At 61.8% G+C, this 20314-nt stretch carries 19 protein-coding genes; 15 read left to right on the top strand and 4 right to left on the bottom strand.

What is annotated here, in order from left to right; translation table 11 throughout:
• The first annotated feature begins 399 nt into the window (after positions 1-399).
• Positions 400-1341 carry a ParA family protein gene (locus AC3A4Z_RS12910; protein WP_108598292.1) on the top strand — a complete coding sequence of 314 codons (942 nt, stop codon included), beginning with the start codon at positions 400-402 and terminating at the stop codon, positions 1339-1341.
• A gap of 158 nt (positions 1342-1499) precedes the next feature.
• A complete protein-coding gene (locus tag AC3A4Z_RS12905; RefSeq protein ID WP_498711906.1) occupies positions 1500-2075 on the top strand; it encodes a hypothetical protein in 576 nt (191 codons plus the stop codon).
• Positions 2076-2259: 184 nt separating this feature from the next.
• Here AC3A4Z_RS12905 and AC3A4Z_RS12900 read toward each other — a convergent pair whose 3' ends face one another.
• Complete coding sequence (locus AC3A4Z_RS12900) at positions 2260-4185, bottom strand: MarR family transcriptional regulator (protein ID WP_498711905.1); 1926 nt, start codon at positions 4183-4185, stop codon at positions 2260-2262.
• A gap of 120 nt (positions 4186-4305) precedes the next feature.
• The gene (locus AC3A4Z_RS12895) at positions 4306-4542 is read right to left on the bottom strand and encodes a hypothetical protein (RefSeq protein ID WP_028272859.1); all 237 of its coding nucleotides are present in this window, start codon (positions 4540-4542) and stop codon (positions 4306-4308) included.
• Between the two features lie 987 nt (positions 4543-5529).
• On the opposite strand from AC3A4Z_RS12895, the gene AC3A4Z_RS12890 reads away from it, so the two are divergent.
• Together AC3A4Z_RS12890 and AC3A4Z_RS12885 are read left to right on the top strand one after the other, a co-directional pair.
• Positions 5530-6531 (top strand): hypothetical protein, encoded by a 1002-nt coding sequence (locus AC3A4Z_RS12890; protein WP_498711904.1) that lies wholly within the window; start codon positions 5530-5532, stop codon positions 6529-6531.
• A 522-nt stretch (positions 6532-7053) separates the two neighbouring features.
• Positions 7054-7500: a hypothetical protein gene (locus tag AC3A4Z_RS12885; protein ID WP_498711903.1), complete on the top strand. Its 447-nt coding sequence runs from the start codon at positions 7054-7056 to the stop codon at positions 7498-7500.
• Positions 7501-7705: 205 nt separating this feature from the next.
• Here the strand turns inward: AC3A4Z_RS12885 and AC3A4Z_RS12880 are convergent, their stop codons facing one another.
• Entirely contained in the window at positions 7706-7963 is a 258-nt protein-coding gene (locus AC3A4Z_RS12880) for an ArsR/SmtB family transcription factor (RefSeq protein ID WP_498712066.1), read from the bottom strand.
• A 284-nt stretch (positions 7964-8247) separates the two neighbouring features.
• Here AC3A4Z_RS12880 and AC3A4Z_RS12875 point away from each other — a divergent pair, with 284 nt between their 5' ends.
• The 11 genes from AC3A4Z_RS12875 to AC3A4Z_RS12825 are packed head-to-tail and all read left to right on the top strand — an operon-like array spanning position 8248 to position 19587.
• Positions 8248-9315: a CHAP domain-containing protein gene (locus AC3A4Z_RS12875; RefSeq protein ID WP_498711902.1), complete on the top strand. Its 1068-nt coding sequence runs from the start codon at positions 8248-8250 to the stop codon at positions 9313-9315.
• Positions 9315-9824, top strand: a complete 510-nt coding sequence (locus AC3A4Z_RS12870) for a hypothetical protein (RefSeq protein ID WP_498711901.1) — start codon at positions 9315-9317, stop codon at positions 9822-9824. The genes AC3A4Z_RS12875 and AC3A4Z_RS12870 overlap by 1 nt, the downstream gene beginning before the upstream one ends.
• 39 nt (positions 9825-9863) lie before the next feature.
• Positions 9864-11324: a MinD/ParA family ATP-binding protein gene (locus AC3A4Z_RS12865; protein ID WP_498711900.1), complete on the top strand. Its 1461-nt coding sequence runs from the start codon at positions 9864-9866 to the stop codon at positions 11322-11324.
• 35 nt (positions 11325-11359) lie between these two features.
• Entirely contained in the window at positions 11360-11962 is a 603-nt protein-coding gene (locus AC3A4Z_RS12860; protein ID WP_498711899.1) for a DUF6668 family protein, read from the top strand.
• 11 nt (positions 11963-11973) lie between these two features.
• A complete protein-coding gene (locus AC3A4Z_RS12855) occupies positions 11974-12243 on the top strand; it encodes a hypothetical protein (protein WP_498711898.1) in 270 nt (89 codons plus the stop codon).
• A gap of 27 nt (positions 12244-12270) precedes the next feature.
• Complete coding sequence (locus AC3A4Z_RS12850; protein ID WP_498711897.1) at positions 12271-13008, top strand: DUF8175 domain-containg protein; 738 nt, start codon at positions 12271-12273, stop codon at positions 13006-13008.
• The gene (locus AC3A4Z_RS12845) at positions 13005-14267 is read left to right on the top strand and encodes a TrbL/VirB6 family protein (RefSeq protein WP_498711896.1); all 1263 of its coding nucleotides are present in this window, start codon (positions 13005-13007) and stop codon (positions 14265-14267) included. Before AC3A4Z_RS12850 ends, AC3A4Z_RS12845 begins: the two co-directional genes overlap by 4 nt.
• Positions 14254-15762, top strand: a complete 1509-nt coding sequence (locus AC3A4Z_RS12840; RefSeq protein WP_498711895.1) for an SCO6880 family protein — start codon at positions 14254-14256, stop codon at positions 15760-15762. Before AC3A4Z_RS12845 ends, AC3A4Z_RS12840 begins: the two co-directional genes overlap by 14 nt.
• Positions 15763-15806: 44 nt before the next feature.
• The gene (locus AC3A4Z_RS12835; protein ID WP_498711894.1) at positions 15807-17369 is read left to right on the top strand and encodes a helicase HerA domain-containing protein; all 1563 of its coding nucleotides are present in this window, start codon (positions 15807-15809) and stop codon (positions 17367-17369) included.
• Positions 17366-19135, top strand: coding sequence for a type IV secretory system conjugative DNA transfer family protein (locus tag AC3A4Z_RS12830; RefSeq protein ID WP_498711893.1), 1770 nt, complete (start codon positions 17366-17368; stop codon positions 19133-19135). The genes AC3A4Z_RS12835 and AC3A4Z_RS12830 overlap by 4 nt, the downstream gene beginning before the upstream one ends.
• 14 nt (positions 19136-19149) lie before the next feature.
• Positions 19150-19587, top strand: coding sequence for a DUF4913 domain-containing protein (locus AC3A4Z_RS12825; protein ID WP_498711892.1), 438 nt, complete (start codon positions 19150-19152; stop codon positions 19585-19587).
• Between the two features lie 89 nt (positions 19588-19676).
• On the opposite strand, the gene AC3A4Z_RS12820 is transcribed toward AC3A4Z_RS12825, so the two are convergent.
• On the bottom strand, positions 19677-20009 hold the full coding sequence (locus tag AC3A4Z_RS12820) for a histone-like nucleoid-structuring protein Lsr2 (RefSeq protein WP_498711891.1): 333 nt from the start codon (positions 20007-20009) through the stop codon (positions 19677-19679).
• Between the last annotated feature and the right edge of the window lie 305 nt (positions 20010-20314).

Here is a 20314-nt window from a genome sequence, read left to right as displayed (position 1 = left end):
TGAAACCTGCCCGGCGCAAGGCTTTCAGTCCCGCCGTCCCGCCAATAGGAAACTCAGCGATTCACTATGTTTGCACTCAGGGGTGACGACAAGCAGGCCCACAGGCGTGGAATGCAACAGTAGAAATCGTGGGTAAGACAATGTAAGTGCCCACAGCCCCAACGGCTTGAACCACAGTATGGGCCTCAATAGACGCGCCAATGCGTGACTCCGCTTGAGATCAGGTAGGGATACAGACATCACGTCCCGCCATGTCTATGATGTGGCGCACCGTGTGTCACCCTGCTCTACGAACAGTTACTACTCTTACGCGTGTCACTGCCAACATTCCTAAAGGAGTCCACATAGCGTTGACAGCAGGACAACATGCACCCCACCAAGTAGGAGAGTCGTCGGCCGATGGCACGATCGCTGGAAACCCCCGTACCCCCGAAACTCCAAGCAACACGCGCCCTTGACCGTGTCGTATCTCTGGCGAACGGCAAAGGCGGAGTCGGTAAGACGACCACTGCAGCCAACGTTGGCGGGTACGTGGCGCTGGCCGGCTCGCGTGTGCTGCTGATCGACCTTGACCCGCAGGGCGATCTGGCCCGCGACCTCGGATATGAGCGGCAGACAGGGAGGGAATTCTTTCAAGCCCTGATCGCCGGCACGCCGCCGATGATCCTCCGCAATGTTCGGGAAAACCTTGACGTAATCCCGGGCGGCCAAGACCTTGAAGACATCCAGGGCCTAATGGTGTCCCGCTCCAGCCGCTCCGGCGCCGGCGATTTCGGTGACATGCTCTACGCCGTATTGGCGCCGTTGGCAGACGAGTACGACTTGATCCTGATCGACACCCCGCCGGGGGAGCGGATCCTCGTAGAAGGTGCCTTCGCCATCTCCAGTGCAGTCGTCATTCCTACCCGGTCCGATGATGCGAGCATCGACGGTGTCGAACGCATTGCACGCCGCTTCATGGCCGTACGTGACCGGAACCCGTCCCTGCAGTTGGCAGGCATCGTCTTGTTCGGTGTAGGACCGCGCTCCATGCGCCTCGAACGCAGCGTCCGAGACACCTTGGAAGAAATGCTCGGCACCGTCGCCCCGGTCTTCGCCACCCGCATCAGGAACCTCGAGAGCGCAAGCGCCGACGCCCGCCGAAAGGGCCTGCTCTTCCACGAACTTGAAGGTGCCGTTACTGACGCTCAGAAGAACCGCCTGAAGGCGCTCCGGGCGGGGGAGAAGCCGACGGACGGCTTCTTCTCGCGAAATGCCGGGGGACTCGCTGAAGAGTACGAGCAGCTGACCGGCGAGATCCTCGCCCGACTAAACGAGATCGAAAGCGGGAACGAAGCATGAGCGGCCGACAGAACCTTGCCGGCGCATTCGCACCTGTAGCGCCTGCCCGGGGTGCAGCACTTCAAGGGTTGCTGGCTCCGAAGCGGGGGAGGGGCGCTCCTGCACCGGACCCCAAAACCGGAGAGTCCGTAGAGACAACGGCCCCTGAACTTATCCAGGTGCAGCCAGCAGCACCCGAACCCGCACCGGTACCTATTGAGCAGCGGCAGGCCGATATACGCCCAGCTGAGCAGGCACCTGTTGAGAAGGCACCCCTTGAGGTGGCCCAGGAAGAGCCCGCGCCGACAGTCGTCAAGGCCCCAAAGGCCACCACACGGCATCAACCTGTTGCCAGGAATACAGCTAACGCAACCAAAGTCTCCGAGCTGGTTCCCGGGGCGCTGCGCAACGTCGGGGTCTACCTCCCGCCGGCGCTCCTGGCGCAAGTGAAGGATGCCGTCTACCAGGAACGGACCACGTACGCGGACCTGTTAATTGATGCCTTCGAAGCCGTCGACGACAGTCAGATCACCAAGGAGTTCACTCCCCAAACCACGCTGACCAGATCCGGCATGCCCCGCCGTGCACCGCGAAAACGGGGCGAAGCCGGCATCCAGATCCAGCTGCGCCTCGACGGGCTTCAGGTCGCTTGGCTGGATGAGAAGGTCGCCGAGTTCGACGCACCGTCACGCAGCGCGCTCGTCTCGGCCGTCCTCAAGCTTCATATTCACGCGGGATCGACTGCGGGAGAGTGATCCAGGAGCTCCCTGGGGACAAGCATGGCTAGTCTTCCCGTAGTGCCTATGGCATGGCTTATGGCATGAAAAAGAGTGTGCGAAAGCTACACCGGGGGAGTGGAGGCGGCGGCCGGCCCATCGGCACCCGTCAAGGTGTACAGTCCGGGCATAGGTCACAACTGACACGCCTTGGCGCTGACCCTCATCCTGTTCTGTTGAAGGCCATGTCGGACAGTAGCCATTCATCGGGTGGCCCCTCGAACATTTCCCAAGGATAGTCTTCGTCGGGGGAGAGCAGCTCCGAGACGGTATTGACGTTTTTGGCGAGCCATTCCCGCCAAATGATCCGGTCGTTGCGGTAGCGCTGTAACTGGGCTGCCACCGCTTCGAGGACCCCAAATTGTTCGGCCAGCTGTTTCAGTGATGTCCCGGCCACAACTGACCAAGCCCTGCTAGGACTGCGGACAGCCAGGTTCCATGCAGCGAGGACCTCCAAGGCTTCGTGCACTGCAGATCTGGAAAGCCTCGCCACCCGCACAATCTCGGAGATGGGCATCCCGGGGGAGTGCTCCAGCGCTTCGTAGACGAACGCGGCCGGTAGACCCAGTTCCCGGAAAACAGGCCGCAACGCGTGGATTTTCCCTTTCTGCCAAGTAGCATCCTCGGCAACACTTCTCAGCTCTTCGGGAACGGTGAGCATGTAGAGATCGCCTTTAGTTCCCCTGGCTTCCTCAACGAGGGTGATTAGGGGGTCCTTCTCCTCACGCAGCTGCCTCAGATGCAGCCCAACAGTGGTGTGATCAAGACCTGTAGCCACGGCAATGGAACGGACTCCGAATTCAACAAAGCGGGACCCTGTCATGTGGGCTGCCTCCCCCAGTGCCCTGAGCACCATTCGTCGCCCCATCCCGGTCCTAGTTTGCTGGTAGTTCACCTCCCGGATCCTGAGCGCACTGCGCCACGTCCGGATGTACCGATGCTCTGCATCGGGATTTGAAGTTGAAGAAGATCCCTTTATCCCTGCCGCCTGTGTAGTTGGCTGGCTTGTGGGGGATCTGCGGACATTGTTTTTCTCGGTTCCTTTTGCCTGATTTTTACTGAGGTAGCTGAGGGCATTTGACCAGTCCCGGCGCAGTGACGGGAGGCGGTGGCGGGCGGCGTAGCGGGCGTAGAAGGAGGCAAGTCCAGGCCAGGTTCCCTGCAGAATCCGACGCTCCACATCCAGCAGCTTCAAGCCGGCAGCCGCGGCACTGAGGATGACCGCCTGGCGAGCCTCGGAGTCAGAGGCGTAGCGATTGGTGTCGTACATCCCGGTCTGGGCCAGCACCTGCATCGCGCGGGACATGCGCCCAACCGGCTGGTCGATTATGGGTGCGTCCGAGGTGGCAGGCGTAAAGGTTTCTTCCTGGCGCAGCGCCCGAACCGCCTTGATCTCTGCAGCCAGGTCCTTGGTCATGGCATCCCAGACCGCGGCCCTGTTGGGACGGCGGGCGATGTCGTAGGCCACCGACAGGCTCATTGCCAGTTCCTGGTGCCCGCCGCGTTTGTGCGGCGAACCGGGAGTTCGCATGCATCCATGAAGCAGGTTCTGGTGTGGGGTCTTATCCAGGGTCCGGTAGCGGGTGCCCAGCGCCTCGACGAGGTCACGTGCTTCTGAAAAGGTGACCCGCCGTGCGAGGGGGATGTAGACGTGGCGACCGCCGTTGGGGGAGTAGTCCTCAATCCAGCGGGCCCCAACCGAGTGCAGCCAGGACTGGACCGCGCGGACGTCGGCCTGTGCCCAATCGAGTCCGGCCACTGAGGAGTCAAAGTCGAGAAAGATTGCCGCGCAGGTTCCGTCTTTACCGAAAATTTTCACGGCCGCGGGCAGCGAGGGGAGTGCTTCGGTCAGGTTCCGTTCGTGCTTCTGCGGGTACGTTTTACCTGCATCACGAGAGAGGCGCATTCTGGGCTGGCCGGCTAGCAAGGGAGCTAGAGCTGCCCAAACGGTTGCAGGGTCGTCTGGCTGCGTTGACACGCCAACAGCGGGGCGTGCTGGCAGCACGGAGACGTGCTGATGTACGATGTGGGTAATCCTTTCGGGGATTGAGGTACGAAAAAAGGGCCGATCCTGCCAGATCGGTTTCATAGCAACACAAAGGATGGCCTGTTTAGGCTCTCCACGACTTACAATCTGATCCGCCGGCAAGCAATCCAGAGGGTAAGTCTCAAGCTTCGAAGGCCCGCCTAGTGCGGGCCTTCTCTTTTGTTATGAGGCGATGCGGATGGGCAGCTCCTGCTGGTAGTCATCCTGGTCGAGTGCGGCTAGATCCTCTTGCAGCTTCGGCTCTACAACGGACAGAACGTATTCAGTGACGGTCAGACCCTTGTGGGCGGCCACCTTGGCAATCCCGTCAGCGGTGTGTTCCTGTGTGCGGAAACCAATGAACTTACGCAGGCCTTTACTGGGGCGCCCGCCGCCTCGATTTACTGCTACTGCCGTCATGTGCTGTGTCCTTTGAATTTTGTACCCGCTGGAGCGGTTACAGCTTCATCGTTGTATTGCCTGCCGCTGAAACTGACTGGGTTGTCATTGCGACTGCTCTGAAGCTATCACCGGCCAATTGAAGGGGCGGGGATTTGTTTTCAGAAAACGGCGGCGTGTCGCGTTTGTGACTTTGACCTCGGTTTCGACCCGGAAGAGGAACGAGAGTCTGGCTGTGGCCGCGTTGCACAAAGGAGCCGGGCAATTGCGGGTGTCGCCCAAGGCTGACCCGGTCTTATACCGGCCGGAACCGATGAGGCCTTTCATTGTTTTGAGCACTCCACTAAGTCCTCTCCTATGACAGGCGCCCCTGTCGATTTGATGCTAGAGCCACCCGTCATGCCATCTTTTAGTAGGAACTTGGGGGAGCAACGATAGAACACAGTCTAGTCACACATGCGTGACGCATGCGTGACTCACGCGTGAGTTTTGGGTAATTTGGGAGAAAATGACACCGATCATGATTGGGCGCAGTGCAAACGGGAGCGGTCGCGTAACACCTCGGAATGCCGTCTCCATGCTGGCCTTACCAGGACACGTAGCCTTCGAAACCCTTCTTCAAGCGGTATCTTCGGCTCACGGCAAGCCGATATCCATTCGCGAGGTTCCTGGCTCCGTTCTGTCCGGCGTGTCAGGGCTTTGGGTCGAATCTGCTCAACGATCCCTCGTGCTCGTGCGAAGCGGCCTCTCAGAGCTACACAGGATGCATGTGATCTGCCACGAGTTTGGCCATATCATTCTTCGGCACCAAGGCTGCGAAGGACTGGCTGCCTCTATGCCCTCAGTTTTCCATCATGTCGGCCAGACACAAGGCTTTAGACGGGTGCTTGCGCGATCACCGCAGTGGAGCGACGTGGAAAAGGCTGCCGAGGAAGTTGCCTACCTGCTTTCGTCCGCTACACGGGAAAAGCCGTCAGTGCCAGCCAGTGACTTCGAAAAGGTCTTTGGATGAAACTTCTACAGCTACTGCCAGCCCTGATCCTCTGGTCCGTCGTATTGGTAAGGCTTGTAGGGCTAAGGTTCGGGTGGAAACAGGGCATCCTCAGGGCGATGCTCCTCGTTTCGATAGGCACAACGCTGAACGTCGATCCTGTCTACATAACCGTTGATGCGTGGATTGGTGACCGCAATCTGCTGAATCTGGTAGTCCATATCGTCTTGGGTCTTGGCATGACGGAACTAAGTAGGTTGGTTGTTGCCGCCACCGATGCATCCACCGCACGCTGGCGTCTTCTCGTCACGGTAGGTCTTGGCCTCGCAGGTGCTCAGGCAGCCCTGCTGTTTTCGACAACGACACCTGGATCGGCGACCAACTTCACGGACGTATTTGCCGGTATTCCCGCTATTGCCTGGTACCAAGGGCTCTTTTTTGCCTGGATTGGCATCATCACGGCCTACACAGGGTACGAATGCATGCAAAGGAAACGAACAGGGGAAACGGCTTCATTCCGTGTTGGTTTTGACATCATCGCAGGGGCTTGCCTGTCCGGAGTTATGGCGGTGATTACCAAACTGCATTTGGTGTTTCAAGAAGCCCAGGGAGTAGAAAGCCAGTCTACGGAAGTCGCCTATCTGATCTATCGCGGGCTTATCGCTGTTACTTTGCTTGGTTTTGCCGTGGGCTTTGCACTTCCTGCGTTCACCCGTGGCCTTCAACAATGGGTTGACTGGAAGGCGCGTCGGGACTCGCTGCTTAGCCTTCAGCCGATTGTGGAGAGGCTTCTTCTAACCGATGCCGGCGAACGAGCCCGCGAGGCTGCAGCGATAAGCCTCCCGCGGCGCTTTTCCCAAGATCAGCTCTACCGCTGGGTAATTTTTGTAGACGATGTTCGTGTTGAGAATCCGGAGCTTTTGTCGGTTCAAGACATTGAGGTACTAGACAATATTGAGGCAGGACTTGCACGCAAAGGCCCGAACCGCGCCCACCGCTCTTCTTCCGCTGGCGGCTAACTTCTCAAAACTTCTTGCGCCAGCAGGGGTCCTGCTGGTGGTCATAGTCCTGGCAGGTGTCAAAGCCGGCTTGAGCTTTTGGGGCGTTGCAGTCTTAGCCGCAGGCGTTGTCATCCTTCCCGGATTGGCGTACAAGAAATTCGCCGTGATTACCCTCATGTTCGGCTTGCCGAGGCGCGGGAGAATGATGGCTGTCACAACACTCACTATCGCCGGAGCTTTAGCCTGTGTTCTTCTCAAGGTGCCGGCGCCAGTTCCCTCGACAGTGTTGGGCCTCGTAGCAGGAAATGGTCTGCTGGCACTGCTTAGACGCTGGATGAACGCTTCGGCACACGTATCGATCACAACCTTTGCCGTACTTTGGGTAACGGACGTTTTTGGAACCGCTTTTATTTGGCTGTTGGTACTATCACCGATAATGATGCTGAGCCGAACGACGCTGAGGGAGCACACGTGGCGAGAGGCAGCGGCCGGGGTATTGGTGGGCATCGTCACTTATTGCTGTTTCGTTGGAGCTAAAAATTGGAGCTGGATCAGTTGAGTGATTTTGATCTTTCGCCGCAGCGCGCGGCCGGGGCCTTGCGGGCGGAAACGCTCGCCCGGAAGATCAATCTCCTACTTGACGTGCTCGTCTCTGACACTGGCAAACCTCTCGACTATGCCGCCGTGCGCGACGGAGCCCAAAAGGCCGGCTACTACCTGTCGCGGACACGATGGACACTGCTGAAGGCTGGGAAGGAACAAGTCGTTACGGACGAAGCCCTACGGGCAATAGCCGCCGTATTCGATGTGGATCCCGAATACCTCCTCCAAGAGGAGGGAAAACTTCCGGAACGAGTCGAGGCAGAGTTGGAACTTATCCGAAGCATGAGGCGTGCCGAAGTTCGCAATTTCGCCACCCGAGCACTCGGCCCAGTTGATCCCGAGACGTTGAAGGCCATCGCAAAAATACTGGATGAGGGCGCCTAACTTCCCGGGCCCTCTCCTTTGGGTAGCCATCGGGAGGTTTGACAAGCATCGTCACACTGCTATCGTCTTTTGTGTATTCACTCATGCGTGACTCATGCGTGACTTACGCGTGAAAGCTATCAAGTGGACGGAATGATGATCGGTGATCGTGGCATTGATCGGCAGAAGCAGAGAAATCCTCTTGCCGCTTCTCCAAGCATCAGCCTTAGCGCCCCTCGACGTATTCAAGGTACGCGCGAGCCAGGCTTCTAATCCTTTTTGGTTGCACCGCATAAGTGACATCCCTGCCTTGGCGCACACCGCGCGGAGGATCCGTTTCGATCAAACCATCATCCGCAAGGGTTTCGAGATGCCGGTTCAGGCTAGGCCTGCCTATTTCGAGCCTAGCCTGAAGTTGCCCGATCGTAGAGGGGCCGAGAATGGCCAATTGCCGCAGGATGTCCGCTTGAGCCCTGTTACCCATGAACCTCACTGCGGCTTCGACTTCTGGAGGAAGATTCGGTCGGATCAGTCTGGGCATGCCTCTATCCTGAACTTTCCCTTGAGTCATGGCGAATCTCTTTGTTTTGCTCTATTGCTAAATAATAGAGCTGGCGCCAGGGCACCCTCTACGGGGAGTCGTGGCGGCTGCTGCTCGCGGCGTCTTAGCCTCATCGCCGACACCTTTTGCGCTTCGTCTGTGGACGCGGCGACGGAGACACACGCCGACGCCCTCTCGTCTGTTGGACAGGACGGGGAGTTGCGCTGATGCAGGGCAGGTCATTTGCTCTAGTCGCGCTCGTCGCCACCTCGGCACTGTTCCTTGGCCTGATATTTAGTATGCTCCTGCTCATCCCTGCGAAGCCTGCTGCGGCCACCTGCGGACCTGCCGTCTCAGTGGCTATCAACGGCGACACCAAGGTCGATGGCTATTCTCAGGAGCAGTTGAAGAATGCTGCGGCGATCCTAGGTGCCGGCAAGGCGCTGAATCTGCCCGTGAAGGGCCAGATGATCAGCGTCATGGTTGCCCTGGGGGAGTCGGGGCTGCGTGTTCTCGACCACGGCGATGGTGCCGGCCAGGATTCCCGAGGCTTGTTCCAGCAGCGCGGGAACGGTGCGTGGGGCTCGTACGCGGACCGGATGGACCCGACCATCAGTGCCACGAACTTCATCAAGGCCCTGCAGAAGGTGGACGGCTGGGAGCTGCTGGAGCCAACCATTGCCGGTAACAAGGTCCAGCGGAATGCTGACCCGTACCACTACCAGCGGTATTGGCCCGAGGCAGTGAAACTCTTCCAGGCACTCTCTGACGGCAAGTTCTCGCTGGAAGGCAGCGGCTGCGCGATTCCAGGGCAGTCCGGCGCCGGGGATGACTACCCGTGGAAAAACTCACCGACCTGGATGCAGGCCGGACCGGCGGCGGCGTCACCTCTTGGCATGTTCTACCGCGAATGCGTGGACTTCGCCCTGTGGCGGGTGAACCAACAGATGGGGTCCACCGACGCACCGTTCAAATTCCTCAACGGCACCTTCCGCCCCGACGGACAAGGTCTCGGTTCTGCCCTTACCTGGAAGGCCGGCTGGGACGCCAAAGGCTGGTCCACCGGTTCCGTTCCCCGCGTTGGTGCCGTTGTCTGGTACGCGCCCGGGGCCGGGGGAGCGGACCCAACCTACGGTCACGTCGCCGTGGTCAAGGAAGTCAAGGACAACGGCACGTACGTCGAAGAGGGCTACAACGGCAACCCGCCACCGGATGACCACAACTACTACACCCGCACAGTCAGCAGCGATGTCCCTTCAGCGTTCCTGTACCTGCCCACCCAAGAGGAGAAGTAATGGAGAAGCCCCGGGCCCTCATCGCAGTGGCCCTGCTCTGCGCCGCGTGCGCACCGGCAGCAAACACCACGCCTGCACCGGCAGAATCGACCGCCACGCCTTCCGCGCCGGTGTCGCTGAGCGCCAGCAGCGGCCCGCAGGCTCCAGGGGGCACGGTCCCGGCCACAACCGGCATTGCCTGGGACGAGGCAAGCAAGGATGCGGCGGTGGACGTCGCTGAGAAGGCTATGGCGGACTTTTCCCGCCCCGGTGTGGAGGAAAAGCAATGGGCCAACGATCTTGCCCGCTGGCTGACGCCACAGGCCACTGCTGATTACTCGGCCGTGGACCCGGCCAACATCCCTGCAGGCCGTGTCACGGGCCCGGCCGCGCTGAGCGTCGATGAAGCCAACGGCTACGGGGTCAGGGCGGCGGTTCCGACCAACGCCGGGACCTACACGGTGCAGCTGCTCCGCACGGGCAAGGAAGCCCCGTGGAAGGTTAACCGCTTCACACCTCCCTCGTCCTAAGCCGGAACCCTCCATCTCACACACGTAAGGAAGAAGCTCATGAGCACCACATCAACCGAGGTCCTGGCCTTTCCAAACATCAGGGCCATCGTCCGTGACAACGGAACCGCTGAGGTCGTCGTCGCGGGTAACTCCCGCATCGTCCCAGCCGGGGAATCCCTGCAGGATCTCCGCAACAACGCCCTGGCCCTCGTCGTGGGCGAGGCACAGACGCTGAACCGTCCCGTCAGGGTCCAGATCGAGGATCCCGAAGGACACGGTGAACTGATCGTGCACCCCGACAACAAGATCGAATCTGTCTCCTACGAGGCCCGCCCCGCCCGACGCCGGGCACCGGAACCCGCGCAGGAGAGCGCAGCTCCCGCCGTCATTGACATCATCCAGGCCCCTGCGCCTGAGCCGGCTCCGGCGGAGGCGACTGCTGCCGCCGTAGCTGCCGTGGACCGCCAGCCGTGGCCGCCGAATCCCGCGTCGTCAGAGACGACGGACATGCCGGCCACTTCGGTGCCGGAGACGGCAGTGGCCGCGGCGGAAGCGCCGACGACGCGGCGCAGCTTGAAGGAAACTTCCTTCCTGGTCAGCGCGCCGGTCCTGGAGCCGGCCACGCAGGGCTGGCGGGGTGCGCTCACGCGCCTTGGCTTCCGGATGGACGCGTCCGCGGAAGAACTCTCCGAGCGGGAGGATGTCCGCACGGTCAGCCAGCACTGGCCCGGCCCGCGGACCATTGCCGTGGTCAACCGCAAGGGTGGTGCGAACAAGACCCCCACGGTCGTGATGCTCTCGGCCATCCTTGCCCGCTACAGCGGGGCAGCTACCGTCGCCTGGGACAACAACGAGTCCCAAGGCACCCTGGGCTGGCGGACGGAAAAGGGCGCCCATGACCGGAGCGTCTTGGACCTGATCGATTCCTCGACTGAACTGCTTTCCCCGGCAACGAACGCTGCCGAGATTGCCAAGTTCGTTCACCACCAGACCGCCGACAAGTTCGACGTCCTGCGCTCGGATGAGAACGAAGAAGGCGACCACGAAGTCACCGCTGAGGAAGTGGACATCGCCCACCAGGTCCTCACCCGGTACTACCGGTTGGTGGTCATGGACTCGGGCAACACCGCCCGGGCGGCGAACTGGCGCCGGATGATCCATCACACCAACCAGCTCGTCGTTCCCGTAACGGCCATCGAGGACCGCGCTGAAGCCGCCCGGCTGACGCTGCAGACCCTCGAATCCCGTGGTGGCCACGATGCCGAGCTGGCCCGCAACGCCGTTGTCATCGTCTCTGAATCCACTGACGCCAAGCGCGCGATGTCTGGGGACGCGTTGAAGCGGGCCAAAGACGAGGCCCAGCGGATTGCTGACGGTTTTGAACCGTTCGTCCGAGCCGTCGTGAGGATTCCCTACGATCCTGCCCTGGTCAATGGCCCCATCCGCTATGAAGCCCTGCAGCCCGCCACTCAGCGGGCATGGCTGGCGGCCGCGGCCGCCGTCGCCAAGGGCTTCTAAACCCGGCCCAATCCGGACTTTCGAAAGGAGGAGCCATGCAACAGTCCCTGAACCCTTGGATCACCAGCCCCGGCACCGAAACGCCGGGGGAGGAAACACTGGATGCGTACCTGCCCCCGGCGGCTGTCATCAGTGCCCCGCTAAAGGGCATGGTTGAACCCGACGCAGCCGACCGGCTAGCCAGCAGCACTATGACCGGTTCCGCAGCCTTGTGGATCATTGGCGCACATGGGGGAGCGGGAGAGAGCAGAATCGCTGACCTCCTCGGCGGACGAGCCACCGATCACTGCTGGCCCGTCCTCCCTGACGGAAGCGAGCCACGGTCCCTGTTGGTTTGCCGTGCGGACATGCGGGGCCTGACAGCCGCCCGGAGTGCGCTGACCCAATGGGTGTCAGGAGCCGCACCGAAAGCTGACCTGCTCGGCCTCGCGATTCTTGCTGACGCACCGGGGAAAACTCCCAAAGCCCTCCGGGACTTCACCGCCATCGTTGGCGGGGGAGCGCCCCGGCTCTGGACCCTGCCTTGGGTAGAAGCCTGGCGGCACGGGGACACCACCGCGCAGCCGTCCCGCGAATACCAACGCTTCATTACTGACATGGCCGCACTGACCACTGGCACAACATTAACAACCAACTGAAAGGTCTCACCATGAGCTACTTCTCCGCACTTGCAACCGGCGTCATTCCCAACCCCACTCCGACCATCCCTGCAGAGGCTGACGGGCTGCTCCTGGTTCTGAACTGGGCCTCCGGTATTGGCCTGGTCCTCGGCGTGCTCGGCGTCATCATCGTCGGCATCGGCATGGTCATCCAGCTCCAGCGCGGCGAAGGCGCACAAGCCATCGGCAAGCTCGGCTGGGTTCTCCTGGGCTGCATCATCATCACCGGTGCCGCCGGCATCGTCCGCGCCTTCGTCTAAGCCAGCACCAAGAACGGGAGGTTCACCGTGAGCCAGTCAACTGATAGCACCACCGAAAGCAATCCGTTCACCAAACCCGGTTTCATCATTGCGGCCGCGCTGGTGGTCGCGCTGATCGCAGCAACCATCGTGATCTTCCTTCTCCCCAAAGGACAGGGCAACGCTCAGCCCGCCCCTGCCCTGGCGGAATCCAGCAGCACAGCCGAGGCCGGTCCCAGTGCTTCAGCTGCTGGCGAGAGCATCTGCGGGCTACCAGCTACGTCGGAGACGGCTTTGGGAACTGCGCCGGAAACGAAATGGGAACTGGTAGGAACCATGGCCGCCCCGACTGACCTCAAGGTTGGTCCCGGTATGACAGACGATCAGGGCATCCGGTCCTGCTTCGCCCATACACCAACTGGCGCACTGTACGCGGCAGTCAACCTCTGGGCGCTGGGCACCGACCCCTCCAAAGAACCAGCAATTGCCGAACAGCTTGCAGCTAAAGGACCTGGACGTGATGCCGGAATGAAGGCGCCTCCCACATCGGCCCCATCCTCAACCCTGAAGGTCCAAGTAGCGGGATTCAACGTGTCATACACGGCCAACCACGCCGTCGTAGAACTGGCATTCAAGGCGAACAACGGAGGGCTTGCCTCGGTGCGCACAACGTTGCTCTGGCAGGACGGTGACTGGAAGGGCGTGGTTGCCGACAGCGGCAAACCCTTGGAAGAACCACGCCAAATCCGTGACCTTTCAGGGTTCATCTTGTGGAGCGGGGCATGAAGCCGACTTGGAACATCGTCGGAGACTGGTTCTCAGGACTCGCCGATGACGCCATGGGCAACATGGCGAAAGCCATTCTTGAGGGCATGAGCCAGATGGTCACAACCCTTTCTACCTTCTGGGTCTCCACACCCACGGTGAACCTGACCAGCGAGGACGGAACAATAGCAAGTCCTATCGTCTCCATGGTGAACGACGAATTGATGGCCTGGACAGTGACCCTGGCAGTCCTCGCCGTTATCCTCGGCGGGATCCGAATGATCTGGGAACAGCGCGGGGCACCGTTAAAAGACCTCTTACGCTCGCTCATCACGCTGACCCTCGTATCGGGGTTGGGCTTGGGTGTCATCTCAATTCTTGTAATCGCTGCCGATGCATTCTCGGCCGCCATAATTGACCGCTCCACGGACGGGAAGGGATTCGCAGAGGCGATGAACATCCTCGTCGTGACCGGACAGACGGGTGTCGGTGTGTTCATCCTCATTGTCCTGGGGCTAATCGGGTTGATAGCTTCCCTCGTTCAGATAGTCCTGATGGTGGTACGGAGCGGCATGTTGGTAATCCTGGCGGGCATTCTGCCCACCACGGCCGCGTTCACGAACACGGAGATGGGCAGGCAGTGGTTCCAGAAGGCCGTTGGCTGGACCATTGCGTTCATTCTCTACAAGCCTGCGGCAGCCATTGTTTACTCGGTCGCGTTCCTCTTGATGGGCAACACCAGCGGGCAGGACGCCCTGGTCGGCTCGATCACAGGCTTCACGTTGATGATCGTTGCCCTCTTCGCTCTCCCGGCATTGATGCGGTTCGTCACGCCGATGGTTGGAGCTGTCGCCTCGGGCAGCGGAGCAGCAGCCGGGGCTGCCGTTGGTGCAATGGCTACGGGCGCTGTGTCCCTGGGCCGTGGCGGCAGCGGACGAGGCAATGCCGCGCCAATCCCCGCTTCAACAAGCACTACGGCCAGTACGCAGAGCGCTTCCGCCGTTGCTTCGCCGAAGGGCAGTGACGGCGCGCCTGGTACTCGGGGCGGGGGAGGCCAGCCCACCCCCGGTGTTACGGGTCCGGGCGGAGCCGCTGGCGCAGCAACCGCGGGCAAGGCAGGTACCGCCGGAGCAGCGGCTGGGGCAAGCGGCGAGGCAGCAGCAGCTGGGCCGGCTGGCATGGCTCTAGCCGCCGGGGCACAGGTGGCTACCAAGACGTCGCAGGCAATCGAGAAGACCGCGCAGGATTCAACCGGGGAGGGCCCCAGTGGCAGCAGTTAACACCGAATACAAGGAACCGTCCTACGGCAACTGGCGGGTACCGCGCTCGGCTGGTCTGGGCGACCTCGGTGCCATTGGCACCGGGATTGTCATGGCCGGGCTTTTGCTGGGCATCACCACCTTCGCTATCTGGGGCTTGTTCCCGGGCCTGGCTGTCCTTGCCGTTGCCGGGGCCAGTGCCCTGTTACTCACGGTCAAGGACAAGCACGGCCAGTCCGTTGTAGATCGTTTCGGCACCCGCATGAGCTTCCGGCTCTCCAAGTCGTCCGGAACGAATCTCTACCGTTCCGGCCCGCTGGGCGTCACCGAGTGGGGCATGTATCAGCTTCCCGGTCTGGCGGCGAAGTCGACCCTGTATGAGTTCACCGACTCCTACAAGCGCCCGTTCGCCATGCTGCACATGCCGGCCACCAGCCACTTCACTGTCATCTTCTCCACCGAACCCGATGGAGCCTCGCTGGTGGACCCTGAGCAGGTTGACGCATGGGTCGCTAACTGGGGCGGCTGGCTCGCCGGCCTTGCCGACGAAGCCGGACTGGACGCCGCGGCCGTCACCGTGGAGACCGCCCCCGATTCCGGGTACCGGCTGCGGAACGAAGTCGAGATGAACATCGACCCGAACGCACCGGAATTCGCCCAGGCGATTCTGCGCGAGGTCGTTGACACCTACCCCGAGGGATCAGCGACGGTCCGTGCCTGGGTGTCCCTGACCTTCAACGCCTCCCTTCGGTCCGGCTCGAAGAAGCGCACCCCCGAAGATGTAGCCCGGGACCTCGCCTCCCGGATCCCCGGCCTGTCAGCCCGGCTGCAGTCCACCGGCGCCGGTATCGCCCGACCCATGTCCGCGCAGGAACTCTGCGAAGTCGTCCGCATCGCCTATGATCCGCCTGCAGCGCTGATCATTGCTGAGGCCCACGCTGCCGGTTCCCCCGTTGCCTTGGCTTGGGGTGAGGTTGGCCCCACTGCGACGCAGGCGAACTGGGATGCCTACCGCCACGATTCCGCGTTCTCTGTCTCCTGGACGATGACGGGTGCACCGCGCGGATCGGTTAATTCCTCGGTCCTGTCCCGGCTGCTTGCCCCGCACGGGGACATTGACCGCAAACGGGTATCCCTGCTCTACCGTCCGATGGATTCGGCGAAGGCCGCCACTGTGGTCGAGCGGGACCAGAACAACGCGAACGTCCGCATCACTTCCGGAACCCGGCCCAGCGCCCGGGCATTGGTCGATGCCCGTTCGGCCGTGCAGACCGCCCAGGAAGAAGCCCGCGGCGCCGGACTGGTGAACTTCGGGATGGTCGTCACCGCGACAGTGACCATCAGGGAACGGCTGCCTGATGCTGTGGCTGCCATCGAACAGACTTCCGGCACGGCCCGAGTGCTCCTGCGCCGCGCCTACGGCGCGCAGGACACCGCCTTCGCCGCCTCACTGCCACTGGGCCTGGTCCTGCCCAAGCACAGCATGGTCCCCTCCGAGATCAAGGACGCACTCTAATGGCCCTCAAAGACCTTTTACAGTCAATGACAGTAAAGACAGTAATGCCAGCAAAAGGCGCGCCAAAGGACAAAGCCGGCAAGTCCGGGAAGCAGCAGCTGCGCGAAGCAGGGCCCGGTGCCCGTGGCTGGTCGGGACGCGGCGGCGGCATGGCCCAGCTCGTCCCGTCCGTGAAGGAGTACCGGGGAACCACCGTCCAAGTCTGCGGCCTGTGGCCGTTTTCCTCCGGCGCTTCCTCACCGATGATCGGTGTCCCGCTGGGCCGGCATGAGGAAACTCAGGCCACGGTCTGCTGTGACCCGATCAGCTGGTTCCAGCGCGCCCGCCTCATCTCCAACCCTTCCGCCTTCATCCTCGGCAAACCCGGATTGGGCAAGTCCACCCTGGTCCGGCGCATGTTCCTGGGCCTCGCCGCACAGGGCGTCAACCCCCTGGTCCTCGGGGACCTAAAGGGCGAGCACGTCAAAGCCGTCGGAGCCCTCGGCGGGCAGGTCATCAAGCTCGGCCGCGGCGTCGGGTACCTGAACATTCTCGATCCGGGCCAGGCCGTCGAGGTCGCCCAGCTCCTCGAGGAACACGGCCACCACGAAGCCGCCACCCGGGTCCGCGCCGACGCGCACGGCCGCCGGCTGAACATAGTCGTCTCCCTCATCACCATCAGCCGGAACAACCCGCCCACCGACCAGGAACAAACCATCCTCGACCGGGCCCTGCGGGTCCTCGATGACCGGTTCGACGGCATCCCGGTCCTGAAGGACCTCCTGGATGTCATCGTTTCCGCACCGGATGAGCTGCGGCAGGTCGCGCTGGACCGTGGCGACATGAACGTCTACCTGCAGGAAACCCGTGCCCTGGAAGCAACGCTGCTGGGCCTGACCGGGGGAGGGAAGCTGGGAGAAATCTTCTCCCGCCAGACCACCAACCCTATGAAACGGGACCGCGCCGTCGTCTTCGACGTCTCCAGCATCGACGAAACCGAAACCGACCTCCAAGCCGCCGTACTGCTGGCCTGCTGGTCCTACGGCTTCGGAACCGTGAACGTCGCCAACGCTCTCTCGGACGCGGGCCTGGAACCGCGGCGGAACTACTTCGTGGTCCTGGACGAGCTCTGGCGGGCATTGCGCTCCGGCAAGGGCATGGTCGACCGGGTGGACGCCCTCACCCGTCTGAACCGGTCCGTCGGTGTCGGGCAGATCATGATCTCCCACACCATGTCCGACCTGCTGGCACTGCCGGCAAAAGAAGACCGGATGAAGGCCCGCGGCTTCGTCGAACGCTCCGGCATGGTGATCTGCGGCGGCCTCCCCGCCTCGGAAATGCCGCTACTGACCTCCGCGATTCCCCTCTCCCGGAAGGAGCAGCAAAAGCTCACCTCCTGGCAGGACCCGCCCGCCTGGGACTCACGCGGCCTCGACGTCGAACCCCCGGGCCGGGGCAAGTTCCTCATCAAGGTCGGCGGCCGGCCCGGTATCCCCGTCCAGATCGGCCTGACCTCGATCGAGAAGAACGACGGACTGAACGACACCGACACCCGGTGGCACGCACCGGCAAAAACGCTCATGGACCCGGCAGCACCAGCGCTGCCCACAGAAGGAGGCACGCTGTGAGCGCACCAAACCGCAAAGGAATGGGCCTCGAAGATGCCCTGCTGGTCTGGCTGGCCATCGGCGCCATCGTCATCTTCGGCGGCGGCACCTACGCTGCCGTCCACCTCGGGTCCTGGATGGCCGGCATCGCCGCGCCCCCGACCCACCCGATCGACCTCATCGCCGGGCTCATCAAAGGCAGGGTGCCCTGGCCAACCCAGTCCACCATCGTCGTCTGCGTCATGACCGGCCTGATCCTGGCGCTGGCCATCGTCGTACTCATGGCCTGGCGGAAAGGCGCATCCAAACGCGCCCGGGTCGACAAGGCCGCCCGCTACCTGGGCCGAGGCAAATCCCTCGACGCATTCTCCGAAAAGGGCGCACAGGCCAAAGCCGAACGCCTCGGTATCAAGGACAACCCCGGCATCGTCGTCGGCAAGGTTGTCTCCACCGGTCAGAAGTTCATCCAGTCCTGGGAAGACCTCAGCCTCGACATCTGGGGACCCCGAACGGGAAAGTCCACCTCCCGGGTGATGCCCGCCATCCTGGACGCACCCGGCGCCGTTGTCTCGACCTCTAACAAGCGCGACGTCGTGGACGGCACCCGCGGCGTCCGCGAGAACCTGGCCCCGGTGTGGGTCTTCGATCCGCAGAAGATCGCCCAGGAAGAACCTGACTGGTGGTGGAACCCCCTGTCCTATGTCACCGACGAAGAGAAGGCGTACAAGCTCACCCAGCACTTCTCAGTCGGCTCCCGGGTCCCTGGATCCAAGCCGGACGCCTATTTCGATCCCAAGGCCGAAGACATTTTGTCCTCGTACTTCCTCGCGGCCGCACTCGGCGGGCTGCCCATCACGCAGGTGTACCTGTGGGTGACCGAACAGGTGAACCGCGAACCCATCAACATCCTCAAATCACACGACTACGAGCTGCAGTACAAAGGCCTGGAATCCACACTGGAACTGGCCGACAAACAGCGCGACGGAATCTTCGGCACAGCCGAGAAAATGATCCAGTGCCTCAAAAGCCGGAACACCCTGCGCTGGGTCGCCCCCACGGGCGGCGCGAGCGTCGCCAGTGATGCCCGCCGGCAGTTCAACCCGCACGCCTTCGCCGCCTCCCAAGAGACGATCTACATCCTCTCCAAAGAAGGGGCAGGCTCAGCCGCCCCGCTCACCACCGCACTGACGGTAGCCATCGCTGAGGCCATGGAAGAACGAGCCGAGCGCAGCGGCGGCCGCCTTCCCAAGCCCGCACTGTTCGCCCTCGACGAGCTGGCCAACGTCGTCCGCTGGGCCGGCCTGCCGGACCAGTTCAGCCACTACGGCTCCAAGGGCCTGATCGTCATGGGCATCCTGCAGTCCTGGTCCCAAGGCGTGGAGCTCTGGGGCGAAGCGAACATGCGGAAGATCTGGTCCGCCGCGAACGTCAAGGTCTACGGCGGCGGCGTGGCCGAAGAAGGGTTCCTCCGCGCACTCTCGGACCTGATCGGGGACTACAGCTACACCAATATCTCCATCTCCTCCGGCAAGTCCGGGTCCAGCCGCTCACGCCAGGAAGCCAAGGAACGCATCTTCGATGTCTCCAACCTCGCTGAACTGGACCGCGGCCGCGCCGTCATCCTCGCCTCCGGCGCACCCGCCACGCTCGTCCGAACCGAGCCCTGGTACACCGGCCCACACACAGAATCCGTGGAAGCCTCCATCAAGAAGTACAGCCCGCAGCCGGAAGCAGAACCAGTCCCCGTTGCAGCCGCACCAACGGCCAACCCGTGGGTCACAGGGTAAGGAAGCAGCAACCCATGACAGATGATTTCGAACTCTTCGACACAGACACTCCCGCACCTGGCTCAGCCCAAAACGAAGACGGAAAGACCGAGAAGACCCCTGAACTCGTCTACGGCTCAGCCGAAGAATTCCTGCACGAGCAGCTCCTGCCCACCTACGTCCGCAGCGTCACCGGAAAATCCGCAAAATGGTGCATCGAATGGTACTTCCACCCCGAAGCCGTCTCACGCGTAGCGGCCATGTGGCGCGCCTGGGAACACCTGCGCCTCAACCCCGCCACCGGCATGAGCGTCTGGTGGCGCGACCACGCAGACCACCACATGAAAGTCCTCCTCGACCCACAAGGACCGTTCTACAACTGCGACATGAAAGAACACCGCGACCCCGAACATCTCGAACCCAAAAAGGCCCCAACGGGTTGGTTTCCCGACGTAAGGACTATCTCTGCCTAAAAGATTAGATGCGGTCCTATATACGGGAAAATAAAAATCAGGGCCGGAATCCGTAATGAATTCAAACCCTGATTTTGTTTCTGGTGATTCTAGTGAGCCGCTTCGTACTTCTCTACAACTTCGGCTTGGATACGACCACGCGTATTTACTGGTATGCCGTTCTCAGCAGCCCACATCCGTACTGCTTTGGCGTCCGGGCCGCCGTGGGGGGAGGACTTGGTGCGAGCTGCCGGACGGCCACGTCCGCCAGCAACTTTGCGTCCAGCGCTGGTAAAGCGCGCCAGTGCTTCACGCAGTTCGCTAGCGTGTCCCTCATTGAGGTCAATCTCGTATTCACTACCGTCGAGGGCGAAAAATATCGTTTCGCTAGCCTCCGAGCCGTCAATATCATCTTCTAGCAGAACAACTGTCTTTTTTGCCATGAAATAAGGCTAGCAGCCTATTGCAAAAGCGCATCCCACGAGTATCAAAATCTGCACCCGACCTTCAGTACTCGAATTGAATGGTCATGAGGAAAATCGGCACGGTCGTAACGGAACGAAGAGAACTGAACAGTCCCGAGAAACAAAGCGGCGGCGTGTACGGCTGCACGGCACTGCAGATGGCCTCCTGCCCATCAACCCCCAGGTGGCCCGCTGGTGACGCCTCAGGCGACGACGATCAGCGGTCCCCAGTTCGATCCGGCAAGATCGTGCACTCCAAGGGGACGCTGTACAGCCTTTCCAAG

The organism is Arthrobacter sp. Soil_C_49, assembly GCF_057656635.1.
The sequence above is the reverse complement of the archived record's forward strand: the minus strand, read 5'-3'. Positions and strand labels throughout refer to the sequence as shown.